We start from the raw sequence: 11,660 nt of genomic DNA on the forward strand, positions 1-11,660 counted from the left end.
TGCACGCGGCGCGTTTTAGCCTCGATTCGCCGCGGACGGGAGAGGCAAGGCGAAGCCCTCCCCTCCTGCCAAAGCGTCTCAGGGCACGGTAACGCGCTGGAACGGCACGTTCGCCAGCTCGGGCAGCGCCTTGAGCTGCGGCTCGACCGTCTTCAGGTCACCCACCGCGACGAGCGTGAGCTTGTCGAGCGGGTAGCCGGCCTTGGCCGAAGCCATCATCGCCTCGGAGCCGACCGCCATCACCGCGGGAACGTAGCGATCGGTCCAGTCGGCCGGCAACCCCAGCGTGTCGCGCGTCGCGAGCGTGTTGACCAGCGCGGGCGAGGTCGAGTTCTGGATCGCGAACAGTCCCGCGAGATAGGTGCGGATGCCCTTGGATTCCTCAGCGGGCGCAGGCTCGCTCTGCATCCGGCGAATCTCCTTGAACACTTCGGTGAGCGCCGCGCCGGTGGCTTCGGTGGTCACGTCCGCGTCGAAGGTCCACAGCGCTTCCTCCGGATTGAAGGTCACCCCCGATCCCGGCGAATAGGTATAGCCCTTGTCCTCGCGGATGTTGCGCGTGATGCGCGAGCTGAAGGCGCCGCCGAGCAGCGCATTGGTGACGCGCTGGGGAATATCGGCATCGGTGCCTGCGCGCGCCGCATCGAAGGAGAGGCGCAGCGTGGTCTGCGGCGCGCCGGGGCGATCGACCAGGATCACCTTGGGGCCGGGTGCGTGCGGGCTGGTGAGCACGAGCGGATCGGGACCCGCCGCCCAGCCGCCGAAAGCCTTCTGCACCGCCGCCTTGACCGCCGCCGCGTCAAACTTGCCCGCGACATAGAGGTGCGCGCGCTTCGCTCCGAACTGAGTCGCGTGGAAGCGCTTCACGTCGTCGATCGTGTAGCCGGCGAGCTGCGCTTCGCTGGGGATCGTCCGGCCATAGGGGTGGTTCAAGCCATAGACGGTGCGGCCGAGTGCGACGTCCGCGAGCGTTCCGGGCTGCGAAAGCGCGACTGCCAGCTGGCGCCCGAGCGATGCCTTGACCCGCGCGAGCTCGCCCGCCGGAAAGTCGGGACGGATCGCGACATCGCCGATCAGCGCCATGGCCTCGGGCGTGTGCTCGGCAAGCACGTTCATCGTGACCTGAGTCGACTGGAGCCCGGCGCTGACGTCGAGGTCCCCGCCCATCGATGCGGCGGCGGTGGCGAGTTGGCCGGCCGAACGCCCCCCTGCCTCCTCTTTCATCATCGCCGCGGTGACTTCGGACAGCCAGGTGGCCTCGCCTTCGGTCGCGTTGCCCGCGCGGACGCGCAGCGACACGACGGCCTTGGGCGCGATGCCATAGGGGACCAGCGTGACCTTCATCCCGTTCGCCAGCGTGAAGGTCTCGGTCGCCGGAAGCCGGAACGGCTTGGGATCGGCGATCGGCGGTGGCGGTGGGAAGTCCTGCGCGAGCGCCGGAGCAGCGGCGAATGCGAGGCAGATCGCGAGCAGCGTGCGGTTGATCGTCCGGCGCATCACTGGGCTCCCTGCGACTTGGCGGCGCCGGCAGCGGCGCCCGGCTCGATTGCGTAGATCGAGCGGTTGGTCTTGCGCAGATATTCCTGCGCGGTCTTCTGGATCAGCGCGGGCGTCACCTGCGCGAAGCCCTCCTCGATCCGGTTGATCGCCTGCGGATCATTGTCGAACAGCGCGTAGGAGGCGAGCAGGTTGACCAGGCCGATGCGGCCGCCCGAGTCGATCGTCGAATAGAGCTCCGAGCGCATCTTGGTGCGCGCCCGCGCCAGCTCCTCGGCGGTCACCGGCTTCGCGCGCAGCTCCTCGATCACGCTATCGATCGCGGCGGTGATCGCAGCGCGGCTGTGCTGCGGATCGTGGGTGAAGTTGACGCTCCACAGCATCGGGCCGTTATAGTCGAACATGTCGCCCAGGCCCCAGTTGATCCCGCCGTCCACCTCCCCGGCGATCCCCGTTTCCTGGACCAGCTTGGTGTAGAGCCGGCTGTCGTCGCCCTGGACGAGCATCTGATCGATCAGCCCCATCGCATACCATTCGGGGGTGCCGCGCCTGGGCACATGATAGCCGAAGGCGAAGCCGGGCTTGGGCGCCAGCGCGTCGACGCGGCTCCTGAACTTCTCCTCGGTCTGGCGCGGCTCGGAGATGTCCGGCAGTGTGACCGCCGGCTTCTTCGGCATCCAGCCGAAATATTTCTCCACCATCGCGCGGGTGGCGGCGTAATCGAGATCACCCGCGATCACGAGCACGGCGTTGCTGGGGCGGTAGAAGCTGTCGAAGAACGACTTGGCGTCAGGCACGGTCGCCGCCTCGATCTCCTTCAGGTCGCCGTAGAAATTGTGGCTGTTGTACCAGTTGGTATTGGCCAGCATCGGCAGGTCGATCCACGGCCAGGTGCTGTAGGGCTGGTTGAGGACGTTGACCTTCACTTCGTTGCCCACCACGCCCTGCTGGTTCTTGAGCACGGTCTCATCGATCACCGGATTGGCCATGCGATCGGCCTCCAGCCACAGCAACCGCTCGAGCGCGCCGGAGGGCGTGACTTCGTAATAATTGGTGAAATCGAAGCGGGTCGATCCGTTGTTCACCCCGCCCGAATTGGTGATCGTGGTGTCGAACACACCCTTGGGCGCGTGCTTCGATCCCTGGAACATCAGATGCTCGAACAGATGCGCGAAGCCGGTGCGCTCCCTGGGCTCGATGCGGAAGCCGATGCCGTAATAGACTGCCACCGTCACCGTTGGGGCGATGCTGTCCTTGGTGAGCACCACGCGCAGCCCGTTGGGCAGCGTGAAATACTGCATCTCGACATTGAGCTTGCTCGCCGCGGCGGCCGGCGGCGCGCTCTGCGCCACTGCCGGACCCGCAAGCGCAGTGGCCGCAAGCGCGAGCGCGAGGCTCCATTGCTTCATTGATCTGTCCCCCTCGGACTCAGGAGCTGTGTTGGTGGATTAGTACGGCAAATGTGGACGATGGCAAGGGGCAGGTCAGCTGCCCACCTGCCAGATCACCTTCTGGACATAGAAGGAGCGAACCGGCTTGCCCTGAGCATCGAGCGCGGGCTGGAGCTTCGCACGACGGGTGACGGCACGGCAGGTCGCGTCGGCGAAATCGTCCGGGCTGGTTCGCGCCAGGACGTGGCAACCGCCGACCTTTCCTTCGGCATCCACGTCGAGCCGGAACTGGACGATGCCGTTGTGCCCCATGCGAAGCGCGCCTAGGGGATAGTCGCTCGGCGAAAGCCATCGGAACGGCGGGGTGGTAGCGGAAGCGGGGCGCAGGAGCTCGGCCTGCACTTTAGGATCATAGCCCCAGCTTTCGACGAGCGTGTCCATGCAGTGGCGCATCTGCTCGAACGGCTTGCCGAGCGAACCAAATTCGAGGCGGAACGGACGCTTACCCTGAATGTCCACCGTCACCCCCTTGACCGCGGCCTCCTGCTCGGGCCGGACCTTGGGCGCCACGTCCATTTCCGACTGCCCCGCCCAGCCGTCGAGGCGCATGGACCGGAAGAACGCGGCGCGCATTTTTCCGGCGTTGCCGTACATCAGCGATGTCTCTGCCGGGGCGTCCGCGAGGCCGAAGTCAATCTCGCCCTCGGCTTTGAAATCATTGCCTTGGAACCGCTTGCCGTAGAGCGACAGGTCGAAGCCGTCGCCGGGCTGATAGCGCGTGAACCGCGCCACCACCTGCGCGTCTTCGCTGCCGAACTGAGCGAACAGATGGCAACCGTCACGGTCATAGTCGACCACCCATTTGCCCGTGCGCGTCAACACCTCAGGCTCGCGGTCCTTTGCGGCAGCAACCCCCGAAGCCGTGGCAGCCAGCGCCAACGCGATATGCCACATCTTCATTCCGATTCCCCCTTTCGGCCTCGCCAGCCTAGCGAGCCGGGAAATCCGACGGAAGGGCCTGCGGAATCACCGCAGCACCGACACCCGGCGCAACACCGCCTCCATCCCCCGTGCCCAGCTCCTGTCGTCCTCGGCCACGAGTGGGATGTCGGGTTTCTGGCCTTCGATCTCGTTGGTGCCGTTCGGCAGGAAGCGCGCGCAATTGGGCATGCGGATTTCCACGCCGGCATGTTCCAGGCGGACGCGGCCGCCGTCGTTCACATAGCCGCAGCCTGCGCCGAGCGTCTTCTCGCCGATCAGCACCGCAGCCTCGTTCTGGTGGAGCCAGGCGATGAAATCCTCGGTGGCCGAGGCGCTGCCGCGATCCGCATAGATCAGAAGCGGACCGCGCCACGCGTCTTTCCCCACGATCTCGGCGCGCGCTGGCGTGCCCCCCAGCACCGGGCAGACGCTGCCGCCGCTCCAGATCGCCGACCGGTCGCACTGCGGGGCGACGCGTCGCGCCTCGTCGCGCACCAGCCGGCGTGGAGTCATCAACGCAATGACCTCAGCCACCCATTCGCTGCCGCCGCCATTGCCGGTCACATCGACGAGCAGCCGGTTCGCGCCTTGCGCGCGGAGCTGCGCCATCGCTCGCACGATCTCCATGTTGAGCTGGCGCCGCGCTGCGCCATGCAGCGTCTCGGTATCCATTCCGGCACGGAAGGCGCGGCGGCATGCAGCCAGATAGCGAGCATCGTCGAAGCTGCCGATCCGCAGGATGCCGGTGTCGCCGACCATCGCGATCGGGAAGTCGTCGTCGGTATCGCCGCGCGGGCGCCAGCCGGTTACCCCGTCCCAGCGTTCGGCGAAGCCGTCGTGGTCCTCGCTGTAGCCCGCTGCTTCGCAGTCATCGATCGGCAGGCTCGCGGCCGCTTCCTGCTGCGCCTCGGGCGTCGCCGCGACCGTGGGCGACCCACGCATCGACAGCGCCAGGGTCAAATGCGGATCGTGAAACGCGCCAACGAAACGCCGTAGCGCGAGATACGCCTGGACACGCGACCAGGCGCCGTCGAGCGATGCCTGCGTCTCGGCATCCAGCCGGGCGAGATCGAGCTGGCGATGCTCGCGGATCCAGTCGAGATTGGCATAGCCCTGCGCCATCTCGCGCTTGAGCTTCGCATAGTCGCGCTGCCAGCCCGCGCGGTCGAACGTCGCCACGTCCCACGCGGCGACGCCGATCACAGCCAGCAATGCTAGCCCGACGATCCACTTGAGCACGCGGAGCATCCGCCCCTCCCCCGCATTACAAGCGCAATACGGTAACGGACGCCGCCGCGTGCCTCAAGCGCAGCCTATTTCGCGGCGGCTGCCGACTGATCGAGCGGCACCACCGGCAGCAGCACGCTGCTCGACTGCGCGCCGCCGTACATCAGCGTCACGGTCGCCTTCTGATAATCCTCCTTCTTCGCGAAGAAGATGTTGGGGACATATTTCTGCGGGTTGCGATCGTAGACCGGGAACTGGCTCGACTGGACCTGGACCATGATCCGGTGCCCGGGCTGGAAGACGTGGTTCACCGTCGGCAGGCGGAACTTGTACTGCTGCACCTTGTTCGCCGGGATCGGCTCGGGCTTGGAGAAGCTGTTCCGGTAGCGGCCACGGAAGATGTCCATCGAGATCGGCAGCTGGAATCCGCCCATCTCCTTCTTGGTCGCCATCTCGTCGGGATAGACGTCGATCACCTTGACGACGAAGTCGCCGTCGGTGCCCGTGGTCTTGGCGAAGAGGTCGGCGATCGGCGCACCCGAAACCCGGACCGGCTCCGTGAGCGGCTCGGTCATGTAGGTCATCACGTCGGGCCGGCCGTCGACGAAACGCTGGTCGGTGACGAGATAGGTCGACCAGCGGCCGTCCTGGAAGTTGACCGGGCGCGGCAGGTGCGGAACCGGCTTGGCCGGATCGGAGACGTAGGAATCCGAGCCCTGCCCCGGCTTGTCGAACCCCAGCGCTTCGGCTGGCTTGAGGTAGATCGGAGTGAGCTTGGCGCCGCACCCGCTCTCGCACGCGAGCGGCCACTGGTTGAGATACTCCCAGCGGTTCTCGCCGGTGTTGTAGAAGCTCGCCTTGGCGGGCGTGAAGGGCGGCGCGCCGTCCTTCAGATAGGCGTTGAAGAACGGCAGCAGGATGTCGCGACGCGCCTGGAGCGCGGTGTCGCCCTCGAACTCGAGGACGCCGAGCTTCGAACCGTTGTAGTTGAAGCCCGAATGGCGCCACGGGCCCATCAGCAGGAAGTTCTTGTCGGCCTGATTGGTCTTCTGAAGCTCCTCGAACGCGTGGATCGCGCCGTACATGTCCTCATGGTCCCAGATGCCCTGCTCCCACAGCGTCGGGACGTTCGAGGGATTGGCGGCGAGCAGCTTGTCGAGCGCCTGACCCTGCCAGAATTCGTCATAGGCGACGTGCTGGCTCATCTTGTTCCAGGCCGGGAGCTGGTCATAGCCGAACTGCTTCGCCCACTCGCCGGCCGAGCCGATCCGCCGGAAGGTGTCGTAATCGTCCCAGTCGGGGCGGTTGGGCGCCTTGCCGTCGCCCTTGTAGCCGGTCTGCGAGCCGATCCAGCCGATGTTGGCGAGGCGGAAGGCGCCGTGGTGGAACCAGTCGTCACCCATCCAGCCGTCGATCATCGGGCTCTCGGGCGCGGCGACCTTGAGCGCCGGGTGCGGGTTGAGCAGCGCCATGACCACCGTGAAGCCTTCGTACGACGAGCCGAGCATGCCGACCTTGCCGTTGCTCTCCGGCGTGTTCTTGACCAGCCAGTCGATCGAATCCCACGCGTCGGTGGTGTGATCGACCTTGGTCGGGTTGAGCGGGCCGACCGGCGGACGCGTGATGACGTACTCGCCTTCCGAGCCGTATTTGCCGCGGATGTCCTGGAATACGCGGATATAGCCGTCCTTGACGAAAACCTCGTCGCCTTCAGGCAAAGCGTTGAGCATTCTGGTGCTGTCGGTACGCTTGACCCGCCCGGCGGCGTTATAGGGCGTGCGGGTGAACAGAATCGGCGCGTTCTTCGCGCCCTCGGGGATCACGATCACCGTGTAGAGCTTCACGCCGTCGCGCATCGGGATCATCACTTCGCGCTTGATGAAGTCCGAGGGCTGCGCCGGGGGCGTGAACTTTGCCGGGATATCGTTGAAGGGCTGGGCCTGTTGTGCGGAGGCCGGTGCTGCCAGGAATGCGGTTCCGGCGAGAAGGACGAGCAAGCTGTTTTTCATTTTGCGACTATCTCCCTGAGAAGCAGCACCGTAGGCGCTTCGTCGCGCCGATGAAAAGAGCCGCTCCTTCGCCAGGCAAAGGCAGGTTGGCGTTTCCCGAATTTGTCGCCCGCGCATTTGACACAATCCAACAGCGCACCTATATCGCCGTCACACCGCAGCACCGGGAAATGATGCGCCGTCGCGCAGCGCATCGGTCGAATTGGAGTTGCGGTTTTACGAGGACGCCGGGAGCTGCCGAATTCCGAAAGGAAGTCGAGCAGCCTTTCTGCGTCTCTTCGCACGTCCCGGCCCCGGATCAGGGGCACCGAAATTACGGCTGACGAGGCAAAATCACCCATGGCAACCAAGGCGATCGAGGAAAGCGTGCAGACGCGCGCAGGCTCAGGCGGCACGCTGAAGCGCCGCATCCGCAAGGTGTTCGGCGACATCCACGAAGTGGTGGAAATGCCGAACCTGATCGAGGTTCAGCGCGAATCCTATGAGCAGTTCCTGCGGAGTGATCCCTCGATCGGCTATGTCTCGGGGCTGGAGAAGACTCTCCGCTCGGTCTTCCCGATCCGCGACTTCGCCGGCACCGCCGAGCTCGATTTCGTCAACTACGAGCTCGAGCCCCCGAAGTTCGACGTGGAAGAGTGCCGCCAGCGCGGCATCACCTATGCGGCGCCGATGCGCGTCACGCTGCGCCTGATCGTGTTCGAGGTGGATCCCGATACGGAAGCCCGTTCGGTGCTCGATATCAAGGAACAGGACGTCTACATGGGCGACATGCCGCTCATGACCGAGAACGGCACCTTCTTCATCAACGGCACCGAGCGCGTCATCGTCAGCCAGATGCACCGTTCGCCGGGCGTGCTGTTCGACCATGACCGCGGCAAGACCCACGCCAGCGGCAAGTATCTGTTCGCCGCGCGGGTCATTCCGTACCGCGGCAGCTGGCTCGACTTCGAGTTCGACGCCAAGGACATCGTCAATGTCCGCATCGATCGCAAGCGCAAGCTGCCGGTCACCACGCTGCTCTATGCCCTGGGGCTGAACAGCGAGGACATCCTCAACTATTTCTACAACCGCGTGACCTTCGTCCGTGGCCAGGGCGGCTGGCAGATCCCGTTCGCGCCTGAGAACTGGCGCGGCGCCAAGCCGATGTTCGACATCATCGACGCTAAGTCCGGCGAGATCGTGTTCCCGGCCGGCCAGAAGATCAGCCCGCGTGCCGCCAACAAGGCGCAGAAGGACGGGCTCGAGACGCTGCTGATCCCGACCGAGGAGATCTTCGGCCGCTACAGCGCCTATGATCTGATCAACGAGTCGACCGGCGAGATCTACATCGAGGCGGGCGACGAAGTGTCGGCCGAGAACCTCGAGAAGCTCGACAAGGCGGGCATCGATCGCATCGAGCTGCTCGACATCGATCACATGGCCACCGGCCCGTGGATCCGCAATACGCTCAAGGCCGACAAGGCCGAGGAGCGCGAGCAGGCGCTGTCCGATATCTACCGCGTCATGCGCCCCGGCGAGCCGCCGACGCTCGAAACGGCAGAGTCGCTGTTCGCTGGCCTGTTCTTCGATCCCGAGCGCTACGATCTGTCGGCCGTCGGCCGCGTGAAGCTCAACATGCGCCTCGAGCTCGACGCGCCGGATACGGTGACCACGCTGCGCACCGAGGACATCCTCGCGGTCGTCAAGACGCTGGTCGACCTCAAGGACGGCAAGGGCGAAGTCGACGACATCGACAACCTCGGCAATCGTCGCGTCCGCTCGGTGGGCGAGCTGCTGGAGAACCAGTATCGCGTCGGCCTGCTCCGCATGGAGCGCGCCGTGAAGGAGCGCATGAGCTCGGTCGACGTGTCGACCGTGATGCCGAACGACCTGATCAACGCCAAGCCCGCGGTCGCCGCGGTGCGTGAGTTCTTCGGTTCGTCGCAGCTCTCGCAGTTCATGGACCAGACCAACCCGCTCTCCGAAGTGACGCACAAGCGTCGCGTCTCGGCGCTCGGGCCGGGCGGCCTCACGCGTGAGCGCGCAGGCTTCGAAGTCCGCGACGTCCATCCGACGCACTATGGCCGCATCTGCCCGATCGAGACGCCGGAAGGCCCGAACATCGGCCTGATCAACTCGCTGGCGAGCTTCTCGCGCGTCAACAAGTACGGCTTCATCGAGACGCCGTACCGCAAGGTCGTGGACGGCAAGGTGAGCAACGAGGTCGTCTACCTGTCGGCGATGGAAGAGGCCAAGCACACGATCGCGCAGGCCTCGGCCGAGCTCGATGCGGAAAGCCGCTTCACCGAGGATCTGGTGTCGGCACGCCAGGCGGGCGAGTTCCTGATGGCGCTCCCCGATCAGATCACGCTGATGGACGTGAGCCCCAAGCAGCTCGTGTCGGTGGCCGCGTCGCTGATCCCCTTCCTCGAGAAGGACGACGCGAACCGCGCGCTGATGGGCTCGAACATGCAGCGCCAGGCAGTGCCGCTGGTGAAGGCGGAAGCGCCCTTCGTCGGCACCGGTATGGAAGAGACCGTCGCCCGCGATTCGGGCGCCGCGATCGGCGCACGCCGCGGCGGCGTGGTCGACCAGGTCGACGCGACGCGTATCGTCATCCGCGCCACGGGTGAGGTGAACGCCAGCGAGAGCGGCGTCGACATCTACACGCTGATGAAGTTCCAGCGCTCCAACCAGTCGACCTGCATCAACCAGCGCCCGCTGGTGAAGGTGGGCGATGTGGTCGCCGCCGGCGACATCATCGCCGACGGTCCGTCGACCGAGTTCGGCGAGCTGGCGCTGGGCCGCAACGTGCTCGTCGCGTTCATGCCCTGGAACGGCTACAACTATGAGGACTCGATCCTGATCTCCGAGCGGATCGTGAAGGACGACGTGTTCACGTCGATCCACATCGACGAGTTCGAAGTGATGGCCCGCGACACCAAGCTCGGGCCGGAGGACATCACCCGCGACATCCCGAACGTCGGCGAGGAAGCGCTGCGCAACCTCGACGAGGCAGGCATCGTCTACATCGGCGCCGAAGTGGAGCCGGGCGACATCCTGGTCGGCAAGATCACCCCCAAGGGTGAATCGCCGATGACGCCGGAAGAGAAGCTCCTCCGTGCGATCTTCGGTGAGAAGGCCAGCGACGTGCGTGACACCTCGCTCCGCCTGCCCCCGGGGGTCACCGGCACGGTGGTCGACGTGCGGGTCTTCAACCGCCACGGCATCGACAAGGACGAGCGCGCGCTGGCGATCGAGCGCGAAGAGATCGAGCGCCTGAAGAAGGACTCGGACGACGAGCGCAACATCCTCAACCGCGCGACCTGGTCGCGCCTGAAGGAAATGCTGCTCGGTCAGGTCGCGACCGCCACGCCGAAGGGCCTCAAGAAGGGCTCGACGATCGACGAGGATCTGCTCGACAGCGTCGATCGCCACGAGTGGTGGAAGTTCGCGGTGCAGGACGATGCGGTCCAGGCGAACCTCGAAGCGGTGAAGGGCCAGTATGACGAGGCCGTGAAGCGCATCAAGGACAAGTTCGAGGACCGCCGCGAGAAGCTCGAACGCGGCGACGAGCTGCCCCCGGGCGTGCTCAAGATGGTCAAGGTGTTCGTCGCGGTGAAGCGCAAGCTGCAGCCGGGCGACAAGATGGCCGGCCGCCACGGCAACAAGGGCATCATCTCGCGGATCCTGCCGCAGGAAGACATGCCGTTCCTCGAGGACGGCACGCCGGTCGACTTCGTGCTGAACCCGCTGGGCGTGCCGTCGCGCATGAACGTCGGCCAGATCTTCGAGACCCACCTCGGCTGGGCCGCGCGCGGCCTCGGCAACAAGATCGGCGAAGCGCTCGACGCATGGCGGGCAGCGAACCCCGATCCGAAGCCGGGCCAGGCGCCGGAAGCGGTGAAGGACATCCTCAAGACCGTCTATGGCGAGAACTATGTCGATGAGATCGAGCGGCGCTCGCCCGATCAGCTGATCGACCTCGCGCAGAACGTCCGCTCGGGCGTTCCGATGGACACCCCGGTGTTCGACGGCGCAGTCGAGGCCGACGTGACTGCCATGCTGAAGCTGGCCGGACTCGACGAATCGGGCCAGGTGACGCTGTTCGACGGCCGCACCGGCGACGCGTTCGATCGCAAGGTGACCGTGGGCTACAAATATGTCCTGAAGCTCCACCATCTCGTGGACGACAAGATCCACGCGCGTTCGATCGGGCCGTACAGCCTCGTCACCCAGCAGCCGCTGGGCGGTAAGGCGCAGTTCGGCGGCCAGCGCTTCGGCGAAATGGAAGTGTGGGCGCTGCAGGCTTATGGCGCGGCGTACACGCTCCAGGAGATGCTGACGGTGAAGTCCGACGACGTGGTCGGCCGCACCAAGGTCTACGAAGCGATCGTCAAGGGCGACGACACGTTCGAGGCTGGCATTCCGGAGAGCTTCAACGTGCTCGTCAAGGAAATGCGCTCGCTGGGTCTCAACGTCGAATTGAAGAACAACGAGGATCTCGGGTTCGACGAGGACGGCGTCGCGATCGCAGCGGAGTGACAGGTGGGGCGCTGCCTTCGGGTAGCGCCCT

6 protein-coding genes are annotated in these 11,660 nt (G+C 65.6%); 1 reads left to right on the forward strand and 5 read right to left on the reverse strand.

What is annotated here, in order from left to right; all coding sequences use genetic code 11:
• Positions 1 to 78: 78 nt before the first annotated feature.
• The 5 genes from ACMGDH_RS12035 to ACMGDH_RS12055 all read right to left on the reverse strand — a co-directional run bounded on the left by ACMGDH_RS12035 (position 79) and on the right by ACMGDH_RS12055 (position 7,105).
• Positions 79 to 1,497, reverse strand: coding sequence for a M16 family metallopeptidase (locus tag ACMGDH_RS12035; RefSeq protein WP_436828163.1), 1,419 nt, complete (start codon positions 1,495 to 1,497; stop codon positions 79 to 81).
• A complete protein-coding gene (locus tag ACMGDH_RS12040; RefSeq protein ID WP_436828164.1) occupies positions 1,497 to 2,906 on the reverse strand; it encodes a M16 family metallopeptidase in 1,410 nt (469 codons plus the stop codon). The genes ACMGDH_RS12035 and ACMGDH_RS12040 overlap by 1 nt, the downstream gene beginning before the upstream one ends.
• 75 nt (positions 2,907 to 2,981) lie before the next feature.
• Positions 2,982 to 3,848, reverse strand: a complete 867-nt coding sequence (locus tag ACMGDH_RS12045; RefSeq protein ID WP_436828165.1) for an energy transducer TonB — start codon at positions 3,846 to 3,848, stop codon at positions 2,982 to 2,984.
• A 66-nt stretch (positions 3,849 to 3,914) separates the two neighbouring features.
• Entirely contained in the window at positions 3,915 to 5,117 is a 1,203-nt protein-coding gene (locus ACMGDH_RS12050; protein WP_436828166.1) for a S41 family peptidase, read from the reverse strand.
• 65 nt (positions 5,118 to 5,182) lie between these two features.
• Positions 5,183 to 7,105, reverse strand: coding sequence for a CocE/NonD family hydrolase (locus tag ACMGDH_RS12055; protein WP_436828167.1), 1,923 nt, complete (start codon positions 7,103 to 7,105; stop codon positions 5,183 to 5,185).
• 339 nt (positions 7,106 to 7,444) lie between these two features.
• On the opposite strand from ACMGDH_RS12055, the gene rpoB reads away from it, so the two are divergent.
• The gene (gene rpoB, locus ACMGDH_RS12060) at positions 7,445 to 11,629 is read left to right on the forward strand and encodes a DNA-directed RNA polymerase subunit beta (protein WP_436828168.1); all 4,185 of its coding nucleotides are present in this window, start codon (positions 7,445 to 7,447) and stop codon (positions 11,627 to 11,629) included.
• The last annotated feature ends 31 nt before the right edge of the window (positions 11,630 to 11,660 follow it).

It is taken from the genome of Sphingomonas radicis (assembly GCF_051400635.1).
Classification (GTDB): domain Bacteria; phylum Pseudomonadota; class Alphaproteobacteria; order Sphingomonadales; family Sphingomonadaceae; genus Sphingomonas.

Excerpts from the sequence above, each read along its gene's own strand:
- ACMGDH_RS12035 (WP_436828163.1), bottom strand. The coding sequence starts at position 1,497 with ATGCGCCGGACGATCAACCGCACGCTGCTCGCGATCTGCCTCGCATTC.
- ACMGDH_RS12040 (WP_436828164.1), bottom strand. The coding sequence starts at position 2,906 with ATGAAGCAATGGAGCCTCGCGCTCGCGCTTGCGGCCACTGCGCTTGCG.
- ACMGDH_RS12045 (WP_436828165.1), bottom strand. The coding sequence starts at position 3,848 with ATGAAGATGTGGCATATCGCGTTGGCGCTGGCTGCCACGGCTTCGGGG.
- ACMGDH_RS12050 (WP_436828166.1), bottom strand. The coding sequence starts at position 5,117 with ATGCTCCGCGTGCTCAAGTGGATCGTCGGGCTAGCATTGCTGGCTGTG.
- ACMGDH_RS12055 (WP_436828167.1), bottom strand. The coding sequence starts at position 7,105 with ATGAAAAACAGCTTGCTCGTCCTTCTCGCCGGAACCGCATTCCTGGCA.
- rpoB (WP_436828168.1), top strand. The coding sequence starts at position 7,445 with ATGGCAACCAAGGCGATCGAGGAAAGCGTGCAGACGCGCGCAGGCTCA.